Genomic DNA, 16,311 nt, shown 5'->3' with positions numbered 1-16,311 from the left:
TTATGCGGAATCGACGATGCCGCCGAGGCGCGGCCGTGAAAGCGAGGTTTTCATGAAACAGACCGATAGCATCGAGAAAACCGCTGCGGCGCTGACCGCAGGCAAGCCCGTGGTGTTTCCGACCGATACCGTTTACGGCATAGGCGTGGCGGTTGGCCTGGCGAAAACGCCCCAGGTGCTCTACGACATCAAGCGCCGCGATTCCGATAAGGCCATCCCTTGGCTCGTCGGCAAAAAGAGCGCGCTCGCGTTCTACGGCCGCGATGTTCCTGCGTATGCGCTTGCGGCGGCCGAGAAGTTCTGGCCCGGTCCTTTGACCTTGATCGTGAAGGCTGCAGGCAATGTGCCCGAGGCGTTTCGCGCCGAGAACGGCACTATCGCGTTGCGCATGCCGAACGATCCCGTCGCGCTCGCGTTGATCGAACGCGTCGGCTTTCCGCTCGCAACCTCGAGCGCCAATTTTCAGGGGAAGCCTCCCGCGCACACGTTCGACGAGGTCGATCGCGAGCTGCTTGGCTTGGTAGCGGCTGCGCTCGGCGACGGTTCGCCGCGCAGCGGCATTTCTTCGACCGTGGTCGACTGTACGGGGTCGCGTCCGATGGTGCTGCGCCACGGCTCGGTGACGGAGAAGGATCTGTTTGCGCTTGTATAGCCTAGCCGTGCTTGATCGGCTTGAAAGAATCTTTGCCGCGAAGGCCTGGATGGATAGCCGTCCAGGCCTTCGCCTTTCGTTCTTGAGCATGCGAAGCTCGTTTCCCTTTTGCGGTCATTTTGCCTACGAACTGGAATTATACGTTACTTTACAGTGTAAATAACATTCAGTGTCATCGGAGCTTCTGCATAATGCATGGCGGCGCAACGCGCTTTTTTCCGCACTAACGACGCCATTGCCTTATGAAGGGCATGGCGATCCATGCGACGACGCATGCGAGCACGCCGATGATCGGGGCGAGCATCCAGTTGGGGCTGCGCAGGACGAAAAGCGTCATTAGCGCGACGATCGCGGAAAGCGCCATGATCACGCCCGTCGCGGCCTTTCTTCTCTCCTGAATGCGGTAGTAAAGCGATTCCGCACCGGCCTGGCGTTCGCATGGCGCGCCGCCGGCGTCAAGGGTGTGCGGGTCGGCTTCGTATGAAACAAGCGCCGAATCGAGCGGGCCGGCTTCGGGCGATTCGCTTTGCGCCGGCGTGCGGCAACCCTGCGTTTTGTCGGTGCACGGCGGCAGCTCTTGATGCGCGGCGGCGTTGCTCGGGCGTGCAACCAGGCTTAAGCGGCGGGCTTCGTGGTCTTGCCACGCGGCGCGCTCTTCCATGCGACGGTTGTAAGAGGCAACGTTGACGGACGATGCGCGCATCGATGCGTAGACCACGGGCCATGCGGCGCATGCGAGCGAGATGTTCAGCGAGGCCAGCCCGCCGTAGAGATGCTGTAGCGGAATCGTCTGGAACCAGCAGACGGCGGCACCCACGATCGTGATGACGACCGCCGCCGCCCATGCCATGCCACGCTGTTTTCGTGCACGGACTTTGTCCTCTTCGCTATAGAAGTCCCCGACGAAAGGATGGCGGCGCGTGAACGAGCGATGGGCGCTTTGGGCGAAAATCAGCAGAGCGCAGGCGGGCAGGATGCCTGCCAGAAGGAATACGTACGGCCACATGATGTATTGCGTCTCGATTCCGTAGATTGCGATACCGCCTGTGCCGCAGAATCCGGCAACGCCGAGCAGCGCGCAGGATACTCCCGTGGCGACGATGGCCGCTCGCGCACGCATGTGACGGTCGTAATCGCAGATGTCGCTGGCCGGTCCCGGGGCGACGGCCAGCGCGGGTTCGTCGGGCCGATGCGTCAGATCGCCGCGGGCAAGCTCGTCGAGCGAGCATTCGAAGATGTCGCACAGGCGCAAGAGTTTGTCCATTTCGGGATAGGCCGCGTCCGATTCCCATTTCGAAACGGCCTGCCTGCTTACGCCGAGCAGCATGGCGAGCTGTTCTTGGGTCATGGAGCGTGTCGCACGAAGGTGCTGAAGGTTTGCACTGAAGCTCATGGCGTCCTCCTTCACTCGGTAGGCTGTTTGCTTGGCATAAAGTTTCGCCGTTTCGCGCGGTTGCGGCCACCATGTTTCGGTTGCGTTTTGGGAAAAGGCGGTTGCGGGCGAGCGGGGTGCGGCGCGGCGACGGATTGCGGGAAGATGACGGCAGGAATCGATCCGGGACGGATCGCCGAGCCGCCTGGATTCGCGACGGGGCCGTCATCTAGGCTAGGGGTATGGAACTGCTGTTCGACATACCTTTCGATTTTATGCCGCGACTATGCGCCGGCTTTGCGGCGACCGCGCTCGGGTGCGTTCTCGCGTGGGCGAGCGTCGTAGATGCCAGATTCCGTATCGTGCCTGATGCGGCGGTCATTTCGGGTATTCTCGCCTGGGCGGCCGCATTCGTTTTCTCGGCGATTTGCGATGCCGTCGGATGGCAAGGGGGCCGGTCTGTTTTTTCGTGGATGCGCGGAATCGCCGCAGGAGGCGTCGGCGCCTCGGCCGTTTCGGCGTTCGCCCTGATGCTCGATTTCCTTCTTTCGCATAGAGCGGGCAGGTCGGCGCTCGGCATGGGGGATGTGAAGCTGCTGTTCGTGATGGGGTTGTATTGCGGGACGGCAGGGGCGTTCGTCTGTCTTGCTGCGGCCTGCGTGTTTGCCGTATCGTATTCCGCCGTCCGCTTCGCTCGCGACCGCGTTTTCGCTATGCTTCAGGCGCGCGGGCTAATCCGAGCGCCTTTTCCTGCGCCGTTCGACGGAACGTTTCCGTTCGTGCCGTTCCTTTCGGCTTCGCTCTTCTTGCTCGCCATGGCGCACATCATCGTTCGGGGAGTCGGATAGCGCTATCTCTGCGTCGATGGCGCCGATGCGTGCGCTTGAAGACGATGCGATGCCCCGCGCCTCGATGATGATAGGAGGCACGGGCATCTTATGCAGGTCTTATTCGTATCGACGCGCCGCTTCGGCGAGCCGGTCCACGATGTCTATCTTCTGCGGGCACATGTCTTCGCAAGCGCCGCAGGAGATGCATGCGCTTGCGGGGGCTTTGGCCTGCCATGAATACTGTCCTTTGACGAAGGCGCGGTTTTCAGTGTACGCCTCGAGATTGAGCAGCGCCAAGATGTTTGGTATGGCTACGCCTTGCGGGCAGTCTTTCACGCAGTATCTGCAATTGGTGCAGGGGATGGATCCAACGGCATGCAGCGCCTTGACGGCGTCGTCGAGCGCCCGACGCTCTTCGATGGAAAACGGATCCGACCCGAATCGCTTCCAGTCGGAGACGTTTTCGCGTACCTGTTCGGTCGTCGACATGCCCGAAAGCACGGCGATCACGTTCGGCAGGCCGTAGCAGAATCGATACGCCCATGATGCGATGCTGTTGCCGGGCGCCGCCTGCTCGAGCACGGTCGCCGCGCGCTCGGGGAGTTCGATCAGGCGTCCGCCGCGCGCTGGTTCCATGACGATTACGGGAACGCCATGCTTTCGGGCGATTTCCAGGCAGCGGCGCGACTGTACGATCGGATCGTCCCAATCGAGGTAATTCGCCTGAAGCTGGACGAAATCCACTTCGGGATGCGCCGTCAGCAGGGCGTCGAGCGCCTTTGCGCCGTCATGCATGGAAAAGCCGATGTTGCGGATTTTTCCCTGGGATTTCATTTCGCGCACGAAATCCCACATGCGGTATTCGTCGAATTTCGCCGTGCGTGCGCCGCCGACGTTGTGCAGCAGGTAATAGTCGACGTAGTCGACGCCGAGGCGCTCGAGGGACGTTTCGAGATTCGATCGCGCGGTGCGTGCGTCGGGCGCGGCCCAGGCAAGGCATTTCGTCGCGATGGTATAGGCTTCACGCGGGTAGCGATTCACGAGCGCTTCGCGCAATGCGCTTTCCGAGGCGCCGTCATGGTATACGAAGGCGGTGTCGAAATACGTCCCGCCTCCCTCGATGAACGTATCGACCATGCGTTTGAAATGCTCGATGTCGATGCTCGTCGGATCGTTTCGGTCGAGCAGCGGCAGGCGCATGCAGCCGAATCCGAGTCGCGGGGTGTTTCGGGGAGCTTCGCTCATGATGTCCTTCCTTTCCGGTTCGTCGACAACCCTAACGCTTCGAGTGCGGTTCAAGTCAAGAAGTCCGACGCGCATTTTTCGCAAAGCCGATGCTTTGGCGGCGTCCCGGTCGGTAAGGCGATTCACATGCTTGCTCGCTTTCGCCGTCGCCTCATGCTCCGACCCTCGTTTTTTCTCGAAGGGGACTTTCGTAAAAGGTTCGCCCGACATTCTCCGCGCATGCGGACGGAGCGAGTCGGGTATTCTGTAAGTTCATATTGCCGAGGGAGGGAAGGGATATGAAAACACAGCGTCTCGGATTCGCGAGCCATGACGGAGCGTCGCGCATCCATGCTTTGCTCTGGCAGCCCGACGCGCAGTCCGTCGCGCCGCGCGGCATCGTACAGATCGTGCACGGCATGGCCGAGCATATCGACCGATACGAGCCTTTCGCGCGCTATCTGGTGTCGCAGGGTTTCGTCGTGTGCGCGAACGACCATGCAGGTCATGGTAAAAGCGTGCACGACGAAGGCGACCTCGGCCATCTTCCTGTGGAGGGTGGCGACGATGTGCTGATCGAGGACGTTCACGAGCTGCGCTGCATGACGGCCGCGCGATTCGCGAGCACCGTCCCGTACGTGATGTTCGGGCATTCCATGGGCAGCTTCGTGACACGGTGCTATCTGACCAGGCATGGCGAAGGGCTTGCAGCTGCCGTGCTGTGCGGCACGGGCCAGCAGCCGCGTCCGTTGGCGCGCGCGGGCAATATGCTGTCGCGCCTCATCGCGGCTCTCAGGGGGGGACGTCATCGCAGCGCGTTCATCGATTCGCTCGGCGCCGGCTCGTTCGGAAAGGCCATCGCCGACGCGCGCACCGAGGTGGATTGGATATCGACGGACCCCGCGGTCGTCGATGCCTATATCGCCGACCCCGCATGCGGGCAGATGTTCACGGTGGGAGGATACGCTTCGCTGACGGCGCTCACGCTCGAGGCCACCGATGCCGCGCGCGCCCGCCTCGTGCCGCACGGCCTGCCGCTTCTTTTCGTGGCCGGCGTCGAAGATCCCGTGGGCGAATGCGGGGCCGGCGTCCGCCGTGCCGTCGACGAATACCGTACGGCGGGCGTCGTCTCGGTCGATTTGAGGCTCTACGACGGCATGCGCCACGAGATTCTCAACGAGCCTGGTAAAGAGGGCGTTTACGCCGACATCGAGCATTGGCTGGAAGGCAAGGGAATCTGATCGCGTCGCTGCTTCGATATCCCCATAGACGAAAAACGACCGCGATATTCGCGGTCGTTTTCATGCATCGGGCCATCGGTCTTCCGGGGCACGATGTCCTTTTATCGATGCAGGAGGGACGAGCATGCCGTGTGGAGGGGAATGGGCGGCATGCTCGTTGGAAAAGGCGTAGAGGGCGGCGGTTCGGCGAGGCCGGGCCGCCCGGCCTCGCACGTCGTTCGCGTTTCGTTAGGCGATTTCGCCCGCGACGGTGTCGGCCATGATGAAGCCGTAGTTCATGGCCGCGTCGAAGCCCATGCCGTACTGCTTGCCGTCTTTCTCCTCGATGGAGCCGCACACGTCGCCTGCGGCGTAGAGACCGGGGATGACCGTGCCGTCTTCCTTGGTCACGTGGCAGGTGGTGTCGATCATCAGACCGCCCGTGGTCAGGTAGAAGGTCGGCTCGATGCCGCAGACCCAGATGCCGTCGTGGGTGTCGAGGTAGGGCAGCTTGGAGCGCTTCCACTCGTCCTCTTCGCCCGCCAGCGCATGCTGGTTGTGCTTCTCGAGGGTCGCGGCCAGGTTCGTGCAGCCCGTGGCCTCGGCGGCTTCTTCCACGGTGTCGTAGTGCACCATGTCGCCGCGCTCGAAGACGGCTTTATAGGTGTCGAAGCCCCAGGTGAGGTTGTTCATCGTGGTCACAGCGCCGGATTCGTCGGTGATCCAGTAGAACTTGCCGCCGTTGGTCTCTTCGTCGAGCAGCGCGTTGCCGATCACGAAGTGGTTGGCCTTCATGACGTTGCCGAACTGGTCGCCGTGCGCGTTGACCATGATGCCCGGGGTGGTCTGGTACATGAAAGCGATCTCCATGCGGGAGCCCGCCTGCGAGGTGGTGGACATGTAGGCGCCCAGCTCGCGGCCCATGCACTCGATGCCCGCGCCGACCTTCTGGCCGAGCACGATGCCGTCGCCCGTGGATGCGGGGCAGCAGTTGAAGGAGCGGCCGGCGTACTGCGGGTAGTACTGGTCGACCATTTCCTGGTTGGCGCCGAAGCCGCCGGAAGCCAGCAGCACGGCTTTGGCGTTGGCGGTGTAGACGGAGCCGTCCTTGCCTTCGGCCACGAGGCCGGCGGCGCGGTCGCCGTCCATCACGATATCGACGACCTTCGCGCCGTAGATGATGGTGCCGCCCAGGGCGCCCACGCGGTCGGCGAGGTACTGCATGGCCTGGCCGCAGCCGCCTTCATAGCAGCCGGGCGCCAGGTACGGGGTGATGCCGTAGGCCTTGTTCACGCCCATGCTGTAGAAGCCGATGCCGATGCCGTGCATCCAGTCGACGAGCGCTCCCGACGTGTCGTACATGGCGTGGTCGTAGGGCATCGCGCCGTCGAAGCGGTCGAACTCGGGGTTCACGTACTTGGACAGGACGGCCATCATGGCGTCCTTGTTGTAGTTCGGGTTATCGTCGAAGCGGCCCTGGGAATAGGTCTCCTGCAGCTTGCTGCCCGCGCTGGCGACGCCGGAATAGGTCATCGACATGGAGCCGCCGGGGATGTCCTGCTTCTCGAACAGGGTGACCTTCACGCCCTTCTCGAGCAGACGGGCCGCGGCGACCAGGCCTGCGGTGCCGGCGCCCATGATGACGACGTCGGTGTCGATGGCCTGCTCGGTGCCGCCGGTCAGCTGCTCGGGGCCCTTCTGGAATTCGGCCGAATCCACGCCTGCGTTCTCGAGGCACTCGAGTGCGGCGTTCTTGATGGCGTTGCAGGTGGTGGTGGCGCCGGAGATGGCGTCGACGTCGAGGTTCTGGGTCTCGAGGACCTTCGCGGGCCACATGGTGGCGGCCAGGCTGCCGATGCCGGGGGTCTCGTCGTGGTTGAGAACCTGCAGGTTCGCGATCGCGCCGTCCTTGACGGTGGTCTCGACGAAGACGAAGTTCTCGTGGCCCATGGCCTTGGCCACGTACTTGCCGTCGGTGGACTCGTCCATCTTCTTATAGACGGTCTCGTTCGGGGTTTTCACGCCTGCGGCGGTTTCTGCGGTCTCGGCCTTTTCAGTGGACTGCGCGGGCGCGCACCCCACGCCCATCGTTGCAACGGCGCCCAGTGCGCCCACGACGCCTGCGCCCTTCAGGAAATCGCGACGATTCAGATCCATAGTCATTTCTCTCCTCCTTGGTTCCTCCCGTTTCGGTGCGAAGAAGCGTGCGTGCAGCCGTGCGGCGCAAGGCGCGTTCGGCTGGCCTGCGCATGATGTGCGCCGCCGTCGGGCGGCGTGGCCGCGTCGCGAAGGAGGGGCTTCGTGACGAACGCGTCTGCAGGCTTCGCAAGCACCGAAGACGCCATCAACCTTACGCGCCTGTGCTGCCGATGTCCTCACCGAGTATCGGTGAAGTTTGGAAAATGCCTGGTGAAGTTGATGTTTTGCAATTCGATCGGTGATACGCTGGGCGATGTGCCGTGCTGAGCCCGACAGGCGCCTGCGCGGGCATTCGCATGGGCTGTGCTTCATGGGGCGCAGCGCTTGCGGGGTCGCGCCGGTCGTTTTCGACATCGCGCGCGTCGGTGCGTCTTTCGGTCGCTTTCGGCCGCGGGGCAGGAGTTCTCGATCCATATCGGCGCGCTGTGATTTCGCGGCAAGGAAGGCGCTCTCTCGTGCGAGCACGCGCATGCGAGGGCTATACTGTGCCGAACTACTCAGGGGGAGGGTATCCATATGCGCGTTTTTGCTCCGAATGCCGGGGCCGTTTCCGCATGCGGTTTCGGATTGTCGAAGGCGGCCACGTCTATCGGCTATCTGTCCGCCATGGGATCGGTCGCGCACAATATAGGTTTCGTGACCGAGTTGTGGTTCATGCTGGCAAGCGAAACGGTGTCGCTCGCGATCGCCGCCGTGGTGGGCGTGCTCGCCGCCCGCGGCCGTATTCGCCCGCGTTCTATTCCGCAGTGGCAGGCGCTTCTGGTGTTTCTCGCCGGCTTCTGTCTGAGCACCACGGGCGTGCTCGCGGGTCTGCCCGCTGCAGCGTCGGCCGCGGTACTCGGCGTGACGTACGGCGTCTCGTCGTTTCTTCTGTGTGTGACGTGGCTCGAGGAGTTCGCCTATCAGGAGCCGCGCGAGTCGCACAAGAACATGGTGGCGGGCTTATGCATCCAGATGGTCGTGGTGGCGCTTACGTCGCTTCTGCCGACGTTTCTGGTGCCGGCGAGCGCGATGGCTTCGGCGGTCGTGTCCTGCCTGTGCCATATGCACGTCGGCCTGCTCGCGTCGGGCGCGCTCGATGCCGAGGGGAAGGGGTCTCCGAATCGTTCCGCGCCGTCGGTTTCCGAAACCTTCGAGCCCGTGACGGCGCGTGCGTTCGTGGCCAAATACGGCGCGTCGTTCGCCTGTCTGTTCGTGCTCGTGGGCGTGGTGGGCATCTTGCATACGTCGGTTCTCGGATCGTCGTTCGAGCATATCGTCGGCGGCGTGTCCATGTGGATCCCGCTCGCGGCGGCGACGCTCGTCACCGTGGCTGCGGCGTTGGTGGCGCTGCGCCTGCCCGACCCCACGTCGGTGTATAAGGCGGTCCTGCCCGTCATGCTGGTGCTGCTGTCGCTGCTGCCGTTCATGGGCGAGCTGCTCGGCCCGTTCGCCGGCACCGTCATGATCGCCTGCTACGACGTGTGCGGCATGCTGTTTCTGTTCTTCATCGTCGATGCGGCCCACTGCCATCGCCAGCAAAGCTATCTGCTCTCGAGCGTCTACATGGGCGGCTCGAACGGATTTCTCGCGCTGGGCCTGGGCATCGGCCTGCTGCTGAACTACCTGAGCGGCGATTACGACATCTCGCTCATGACGCTGCTTGCGTTCGTTGCCATCTATCCGCTGTGCATCGCCTTCGTGGTGGTCATGCGTCGCAGCCTGCAGGGCATGAGGCGCACGGTGCAGGCGCAGTCGGACGGCGTGCAAAGCGACGCTCCCGAAGCTTCGACGCCGGCCGCGGCCGCTGCGTCGCAGACGGCCCCCGCTTCGCGCGAGGAGGCTTCTCGCCTCGAAGGTGCGCCGGCTTCGTCCGTGCCGCTCGAGCCTGATTGGGAGGCCGCGCTGCAAGCCTTCGCCGCGCGCTACCGGCTCACCAAGCGCGAGACCGAGATCTGCTCGTATCTGGTGCGCGGCCGTTCGGCCAAGCGCATCGCCGAAGAGCTCGTCATTTCCGAGAACACCGTGTGGACGCATACGAAGAACGTCTATGCGAAGACGAAGGTGTCGGGTAAAGACGACCTGATCAACCTGTTCGAGTGCGAAGCGCTCGGCGGCGGGGCCTCCTAGCATTGCGGGGCATTACAATAGTCGATTGCATCGCATATCGAATCGCGTCGAAAGGACCTCTTTTATGAAACGCCTGACTTCTCGTGCCGAAGACGGCTCCGCATCCGTCGACCAGGATCGCATCGACGAGGCGATCGGACGTCTGGCGGCGTATGAGGACATGCATGACGACCTGGTGGCGCGTCTTGCCGATTTGGAAGAGACGATTGCCGAGCGCAAGGCGGAAGGAACGCTCAACGCGTCGACGGGCAATCAGCTTATCGCGCAGAAGGTGGCCCTTAAGACCACGATCGGCATGTTCGACATCTACGGAATAGAGTAGGGGGCAGACATGTCCGCTCGTTACGTTCTGTCGCTCGACCAGGGCACCACGTCGTCGCGCGCCATCGTCTTCGATCGCCGCGGCCGCATTCGCGGCTCGGCGCAGCATCCGTTTCGTCAGATTTATCCTCAGCCCGGCTGGGTGGAACACGACCCGCGCGAAATAGCGTCGTCGCAGCTCGGCGTCATGGTCGAGGCGCTCGTTTCGAGCGGCGTCTCGCCCGACGATATCGACTCCATCGGCATCACCAACCAGCGCGAGACCACGGTTGCATGGAACAAGAAGACAGGCGCGCCTTTGTGCAACGCCATCGTGTGGCAATGCCGTCGCACGGCCGACATGATCGAAGAGCTGTGCGGCCATCCCGATGTGGCGGCCATGGTCCGCGCCAAGACGGGCCTTGTTCCCGACGCCTATTTCTCCGCCAGCAAGATGCGCTGGATTCTGGACAACGTGGAAGGCGCGCGCGAGCTCGCCGATGCGGGCGATTTGGCGTTCGGCACGGTCGACTCGTGGCTTATCTGGTGTTTGACGGCGGGAGCCGTGCATGCGACCGACGTGACCAACGCGAGCCGCACGATGCTTTTCGACATCCACGAAGGCCGCTGGGACGACGACCTGCTCGAACTGTTCGGCGTGCCCGCTTCGACGCTGCCCGACGTGCGTCCGTCCTCGGCCGACTTCGGCGTCACGGCCTATCCGGGCCTGCCTGCAGGCATCCCCATCCGCGGCGTTGCGGGCGACCAGCAGGCCGCCTTGTTCGGCCAGTGCTGCTTCAGCGCGGGTCGTGCGAAGAACACGTACGGCACGGGATGCTTCCTGCTCATGCACACGGGCGGGCGCGCTGTGGAGTCGGCTCACGGCTTGGTGACCACTATCGCCGCCAGCGCTCCCGGCACGCAGGGGATCGAATACGCCCTCGAGGGCAGCGTGTTCGTGGCGGGCGCCCTCATCCAGTGGCTGCGCGACGAGCTGGGCATCATCGGCAGCGCCGCCGAAAGCGAGGCGCTTGCGGCGAGCGTGCAGGATACGGCGGGCGTCTACGTGGTGCCCGCGTTCACGGGTTTGGGCGCGCCGTACTGGGATGCGCAGGCCCGCGGCGCCATTTTCGGCCTGACGCGCGGCGCGACGCGCGCCCATGTGGCGCGCGCGGCGTTGGAGTCTCTCGCGTTCCAGGTGGCCGACGTGGCGCGCACGATGGAGCAGGATGCGGGCATCGTCATCGACCAGCTCAACGTCGATGGGGGCGCTTCGGCTAACGACCTTCTCATGCAGATGCAGTCCGATATCCTGAACGCCCAGATCAACCGTCCTGTGGTTATCGAGAGCACCGCGCTCGGCGCGGCGTTTCTGGCGGGCTTGAACACCGGGTTTTGGGAAAGCCTGCAAGAGATCAGGGCCATGCGCGAGCCGGACGAGCATTTCCTTCCCGCGATGGATGCGGCGACGCGCGAGGAACGCATGGCGGGTTGGCACGACGCCGTGCACCGCGTGCTGACCGATTGACGTCGGTCCGAGCGGGGCGGGGAAGCGTTCCGATGTCGTCGGTCGTCGGGCCGGGGTGTCGTCCGGCCCCGCTCGGCCGCGGTTATTTCGTGTTCGACGGGCCATAGGGCCTGAAGCGGGCGCGCGGTTGTTATTATGGGTTCGTTAACGGAGACGGGGCGCGGCCCCGAGGCGAAAAGGAACGGCGGGCCCACCCGTCGTCGCGAAAGGAACAGACAGCTATGATCATCTCCATCGCAAGCGATCACGCGGGCTTCGAGCAGAAGCAGGCGCTGGCCGAGTACCTCAAGGGCGAAGGCTACGAAGTGATCGACCGCGGCCCCGAAAACGACGACCGCGTCGATTATCCCGATTACGCCGCTGCCGTCGCCAACGACGTCTCCGATGGAGCCGCCGACCGCGGCGTGCTGGTGTGCGGCACCGGCATCGGCATGGCCTTGGCCGCTGACAAGGTGGTCGGCTGCCGCGCCGCCAACGTCATCAACGTGCAGTTCGCCGAGCTGTGCCGACAGCATAACGACGCCAACATCGTCACGCTGTCCGGTCGCTTCGTCGAACTCGAGGAGAACAAGAAGATCGCCGACGCCTTCCTCACCACGAAGTTCGAAGGCGGCCGTCATGCCATGCGCGTAGCCAAGATCATGAAGCTCGACGCCCAGGGCAAGGCCGTGATCGGAGCCGACGGCAACGTCCGTCGCGGATAAGGAACGAATCGGAATCGGTCGCCTCGGCGGCCGATTTTTTTACACTCTCGTTTCATGCGTGCTAAAACCTACCGCAAGGCCGCTTCTCCGGATGTCGGACCTTTCGGCGGTGGTAGGATGGACCGACCCAGTCATGCTCGGGGCCCGATCGGGGTTCCGACGAACGAAAGAAAGGACGCACCTATGCCTTTTGCCTATCTGGACAAAGACCCGAAAGTCGCTGCCGCCGTCTCCGCGGAGCTTTCTCGCCAGCGCGATTCTATCGAATTGATCGCGTCCGAGAACTTCACGAGTCCGGCCGTGATGGAGGCCATGGGCAGCGTTCTTACTAATAAGTATGCGGAAGGGTATCCGGGTAAGCGCTACTACGGAGGCTGCGAAAAGGTCGACGTGGTGGAGGAACTCGCCCGCGAGCGCGCCAAGGAGCTGTTCGGTGCGAAATTCGCAAACGTGCAGCCCCATAGCGGCGCCAACGCCAACCTCGCCGCTTACTTCGCGCTGATCGAGCCCGGCGACACCGTTCTCGGCATGAGCCTCGATAACGGCGGCCACCTCACGCATGGCTCGCCGGTCAACTTCAGCGGCCGACTGTACGATTTCCACGGTTATGGCCTGACCGAAGACGAGACGATCGATTACGACGCCATCGACCGCATGGCTTCCGAGCTCAAGCCGAAGCTGATCGTCGGCGGCGCTTCGGCCTACCCGCGTACGATCGATTTCGAGCGCATGGCCGACATCGCCCACTCTCATGGCGCCTACTTCATGGTGGATATGGCCCATATCGCAGGTCTTGTCGCCACGGGAGCCCATCCCAGCCCCGTGCCGTATGCCGACGTGGTCACCACCACGACGCATAAGACCCTGCGCGGCCCGCGCGGCGGCTTGATTCTGTGCAACGATGAGGCGATTGCGAAGAAGATCGACAAAGCGGTTTTCCCTGGAAGCCAGGGCGGTCCGCTCATGCACGTGATCGCCGGCAAAGCCGTTGCTTTCGGCGAGGCGCTGCAGCCTGATTTCAAGGAGTATATCGACAACGTCGTGGCCAATTGCGCCGCCATGGCCGAGGGTCTGATTTCCGGCGGCCTTCGCCTGGTTTCGGGCGGCACCGATAATCATCTGTGCCTGGTCGACTTGACGCCTGCCGACGTGACGGGCAAGGATGCCGAGAAGCTGCTTGAAAGCGTCGGCATCACGGTGAACAAGAACTCGATTCCCAACGAGCCCCGTTCTCCGTTCGTTACGAGCGGCATTCGCGTCGGATCGGCCGCCGCGACCACGCGCGGTCTTAACGCTGCCGATTTCCGTCGCGTGGGCGAGCTCATCGCTGCGACGGTGTTCGCTGCGGGCGACGAGGCCAAGATGGCCGCTATCGCCCAGGATGTCCGTGCCATTCTCGACGCGCATCCGCTGTATCCCGACTACGATTTCTAAGACGTCTTCTATCGCATAGATACGCGAAACGGCGGGGCCGATGCTTCGAATAAGCGGTCCCGCAGTCGTGCGCTCCGCGCCGGCAAGCGGGCCGAGGAGCACGGCGGAGGCGAGGAAGCGCACGGTTTTCCGTGTTTTCACCTTAAGGAGGAACGATGGCTTTCGAGAACAATGACCGCGTCGCCGTGGTCGACCACCCCATGGTCCAGCACAAGCTGGCTATCTTGCGCGACAAGACCACGTCGTCGAAGCAGTTCCGCGAACTGGTGCGCGAGCTCGCCATGTTCGAGGCCTACGAGGCGACGCGCGACCTCCCGCTCGAGGAGGTCATGGTTGAGACCCCGGTGGCGGAGGCTACTTGCAACATCATCAAGGGCCGCAAGATGGCGATCGTGCCGATCCTGCGCGCCGGCCTCGGTATGGTCGAGGGCGTGCTCGACCTGATTCCCGCGGCTCGCGTCGGTCATTTGGGCATGTATCGCGACGAGGAGACCCATATTCCGCACGAATACTATGCCAAGATGCCCGAAGATATCGCCGACCGCGACGTCTTGGTGGTCGATCCCATGCTCGCAACGGGCGGAAGCCTCGTCGCGGCTATCGAGTATCTGCGCAATCAGGGCGTGAAAAACCTCAAGCTCATGGTGCTCGTCGCCGCCCCCGAAGGCGTGCAGACGGTTCTCGATGCCGATCCCGACGTGGTGCTTTACACCTGCGCCGTGGACGAGCGCCTCAACGACGCCGCCTATATCGTTCCCGGTCTTGGCGATGCAGGCGACCGCATTTTCGGCACCAAATAGCCTGAGGGCTTATCGAATGATTTCCTTGCGAGGGGGCGGATGCCTCCTCGCATGTTTTCCGGTAGGGCTTCCGCGCTATCCGGTATTCCTGCGTATCGCCGAAAACGCGTCGGGCATGCGCTTCAATCGCGGGGCGTTTCCACTATAATGCCCTGCGTCGTGTCCGTCCGATAAGGAGTCTGCTTTGGCAACGCGTCATATCGAGCGCCCTTCGTGGGACGAGTACTTCATCCACCTCGCATTCGAGGTGTCGAAGCGCTCTACCTGTCTACGTCGAGCGGTCGGCGCGGTCATCGTCAAGGAGCGTCGCATCTTGGCAACGGGGTACAACGGCGTGCCTTCGGGTCTGCGTCACTGCGAGGAAACGGGTTGTCTGCGCGAACAGCTCGGCATTCCTTCAGGACAGCGTCATGAAATCTGCCGCGGCCTTCATGCCGAGCAGAACGCGATCATCCAGGCTGCGCGTTACGGCATCGATATCGAAGGGTCTTCTATCTATATAACGACGGAACCCTGCTCGGTATGCGCCAAGATGTTGATCAATGCCGGCATCAAGGAAATCGTGTTCGCGACGCCGTACCCCGACGAGCTTTCGCAGGAATTGCTATCGGAAACGGACATACTCATTCGTTGTGTCGATAAGTCTGTATAAAAGTCGCATAAATCTCACCCCATTTGCGCGATTTTTTCGACTTTTCTTCACGCAATACGGAACACCTGCGTATTTTTTGCTAGAGTGCATGGTGTTTTCGCAACATTCGCGGTGTTTGGCTGGAAAAAAAGGAGAGTGACCAGCGCGATATGCTCATTGTGTTAGGAGTGCTGACTGGAATCCTAGGATTCCTGCCCCTGTTCCTTTCGTTGAGGTTATCTCGCCGTTCTACTTCCACCCAGGCTCTCACGATCGGCCTTTACGGCCTTGCCGGCGTCGCCGTTTCGCTGGTCGTTTTGATCGTGGGCCTTCTTGCCTGCGCTTTTCTTGCGCGCGACGGCCTTGTTATGTTCGTCGTCGCCGAAGGCGTCGTTTTTCTGGGCAGCACCATCGTTTATGTCGTGTATAAAAACGTGCTTGCCAAGCGCAAGCGCGTCGAATAGGGAATCTTTAAGGAAGGAATCTCATGGGCGAAGCTCTCAACCAGTTCGTCGCGGAGGCTCAAGGCCTTGCGGCGCACTTCGATCCCCACACGGTGTTCAGCATCGGCGGCTGGGATGTCACCCAATATGTGATCTGGCTGTTCATCGCGCTTGCAGTTACGTTCGCGGTCGTGCTGGTCTCTGCGAAGAAGTTGCAGCTCATTCCTACCAATAAATTCCTCAATACGGTGGAATACGGCTACGAATTCGTGAATAAGAGCATTGCCGAAGATGTTATCGGCAACGGCTTCAAGCAGCACGTTCCCTTCTTGGCTACGATGTTCTTCTTCATCTTGATCTGCAACATTCTCGGCCTGATTCCCGGTTTCAAGACCGCTACAGGCGCGATTTCTTGCACTTGGGCCCTTGCCGCCATCTCGTTCGTGTACTTCAACTACTACGGCTTGAAGAAATTCGGCTTTATCGGTTACTTCAAGAACCTCTGCCCGAGCGGCGTCCCCGGCCCCATGATCCCGGTCATCTGGTTCCTCGAGCTGTTCTCCATGGTCATCCGCGTTCTTACGCTGGCCGTCCGACTCTACGGCAACATGCTCGCCGGCCATATGATGCTCGCCATTTTCGGCATCGCCACCACGTGCTTCATCCAGCAGGCGCTGTTCGCCGGCTCCATGGACTTGATCGCAGGCCTGCCCTCTATCGCATGGTTCGTGCTTCTGGTTCTGATGTACGCCATGGAGTGCCTGGTCGCTTTCATCCAGGCGTTCGTGTTCGCCATTCTCTCGGCGTCCTACGTCAACACCGCTACTCACGCGCACTAAGGCTTCCGCCTTCGCGCACGGCAAAC

At 62.4% G+C, this 16,311-nt stretch carries 15 protein-coding genes; 12 read left to right on the top strand and 3 right to left on the bottom strand.

Annotated elements, in window-relative coordinates; genetic code table 11:
- The first annotated feature begins 52 nt into the window (after positions 1–52).
- A complete protein-coding gene (locus Q6E04_RS00690; protein ID WP_303248923.1) occupies positions 53–652 on the top strand; it encodes an L-threonylcarbamoyladenylate synthase in 600 nt (199 codons plus the stop codon).
- Between the two features lie 223 nt (positions 653–875).
- On the opposite strand, the gene Q6E04_RS00685 is transcribed toward Q6E04_RS00690, so the two are convergent.
- On the bottom strand, positions 876–2,045 hold the full coding sequence (locus Q6E04_RS00685) for a helix-turn-helix transcriptional regulator (protein ID WP_303248922.1): 1,170 nt from the start codon (positions 2,043–2,045) through the stop codon (positions 876–878).
- A 221-nt stretch (positions 2,046–2,266) separates the two neighbouring features.
- Between Q6E04_RS00685 and Q6E04_RS00680 the strand changes: the two genes are divergently transcribed.
- Entirely contained in the window at positions 2,267–2,872 is a 606-nt protein-coding gene (locus Q6E04_RS00680) for a prepilin peptidase (RefSeq protein WP_303248921.1), read from the top strand.
- Positions 2,873–2,971: 99 nt separating this feature from the next.
- On the opposite strand, the gene Q6E04_RS00675 is transcribed toward Q6E04_RS00680, so the two are convergent.
- A complete protein-coding gene (locus tag Q6E04_RS00675) occupies positions 2,972–4,099 on the bottom strand; it encodes an aldo/keto reductase (RefSeq protein WP_303248920.1) in 1,128 nt (375 codons plus the stop codon).
- A 278-nt stretch (positions 4,100–4,377) separates the two neighbouring features.
- Between Q6E04_RS00675 and Q6E04_RS00670 the strand changes: the two genes are divergently transcribed.
- Positions 4,378–5,319 carry an alpha/beta fold hydrolase gene (locus tag Q6E04_RS00670; protein ID WP_303248919.1) on the top strand — a complete coding sequence of 314 codons (942 nt, stop codon included), beginning with the start codon at positions 4,378–4,380 and terminating at the stop codon, positions 5,317–5,319.
- Between the two features lie 228 nt (positions 5,320–5,547).
- Here Q6E04_RS00670 and Q6E04_RS00665 read toward each other — a convergent pair whose 3' ends face one another.
- The gene (locus Q6E04_RS00665) at positions 5,548–7,461 is read right to left on the bottom strand and encodes an FAD-dependent oxidoreductase (RefSeq protein ID WP_303248918.1); all 1,914 of its coding nucleotides are present in this window, start codon (positions 7,459–7,461) and stop codon (positions 5,548–5,550) included.
- Positions 7,462–8,013: 552 nt separating this feature from the next.
- Here Q6E04_RS00665 and Q6E04_RS00660 point away from each other — a divergent pair.
- From Q6E04_RS00660 to atpB, 9 genes are all read left to right on the top strand, one after another.
- A complete protein-coding gene (locus tag Q6E04_RS00660) occupies positions 8,014–9,606 on the top strand; it encodes a helix-turn-helix transcriptional regulator (protein WP_303248917.1) in 1,593 nt (530 codons plus the stop codon).
- A gap of 64 nt (positions 9,607–9,670) precedes the next feature.
- The gene (locus Q6E04_RS00655) at positions 9,671–9,928 is read left to right on the top strand and encodes a hypothetical protein (RefSeq protein WP_303248916.1); all 258 of its coding nucleotides are present in this window, start codon (positions 9,671–9,673) and stop codon (positions 9,926–9,928) included.
- A 9-nt stretch (positions 9,929–9,937) separates the two neighbouring features.
- Positions 9,938–11,434 (top strand): glycerol kinase GlpK, encoded by a 1,497-nt coding sequence (gene glpK, locus Q6E04_RS00650; RefSeq protein ID WP_303248915.1) that lies wholly within the window; start codon positions 9,938–9,940, stop codon positions 11,432–11,434.
- A gap of 221 nt (positions 11,435–11,655) precedes the next feature.
- The gene (gene rpiB / locus Q6E04_RS00645; protein WP_303248914.1) at positions 11,656–12,138 is read left to right on the top strand and encodes a ribose 5-phosphate isomerase B; all 483 of its coding nucleotides are present in this window, start codon (positions 11,656–11,658) and stop codon (positions 12,136–12,138) included.
- Between the two features lie 183 nt (positions 12,139–12,321).
- Positions 12,322–13,572, top strand: coding sequence for a serine hydroxymethyltransferase (glyA, locus tag Q6E04_RS00640; RefSeq protein WP_303248913.1), 1,251 nt, complete (start codon positions 12,322–12,324; stop codon positions 13,570–13,572).
- Between the two features lie 155 nt (positions 13,573–13,727).
- The gene (upp, locus tag Q6E04_RS00635) at positions 13,728–14,372 is read left to right on the top strand and encodes a uracil phosphoribosyltransferase (protein WP_303248912.1); all 645 of its coding nucleotides are present in this window, start codon (positions 13,728–13,730) and stop codon (positions 14,370–14,372) included.
- Positions 14,373–14,556: 184 nt separating this feature from the next.
- The gene (locus Q6E04_RS00630; RefSeq protein ID WP_303248911.1) at positions 14,557–15,024 is read left to right on the top strand and encodes a dCMP deaminase family protein; all 468 of its coding nucleotides are present in this window, start codon (positions 14,557–14,559) and stop codon (positions 15,022–15,024) included.
- Positions 15,025–15,173: 149 nt separating this feature from the next.
- Positions 15,174–15,467 (top strand): hypothetical protein, encoded by a 294-nt coding sequence (locus Q6E04_RS00625; RefSeq protein ID WP_303248910.1) that lies wholly within the window; start codon positions 15,174–15,176, stop codon positions 15,465–15,467.
- Positions 15,468–15,490: 23 nt separating this feature from the next.
- Positions 15,491–16,285 (top strand): F0F1 ATP synthase subunit A, encoded by a 795-nt coding sequence (gene atpB / locus Q6E04_RS00620; protein ID WP_303248909.1) that lies wholly within the window; start codon positions 15,491–15,493, stop codon positions 16,283–16,285.
- The last annotated feature ends 26 nt before the right edge of the window (positions 16,286–16,311 follow it).

The organism is uncultured Slackia sp. (assembly GCF_959608125.1).
Taxonomy (GTDB): domain Bacteria; phylum Actinomycetota; class Coriobacteriia; order Coriobacteriales; family Eggerthellaceae; genus Slackia.
Note: the sequence above shows the minus strand (reverse complement) of the source record. Positions and strands in the feature narration are given on the sequence as shown.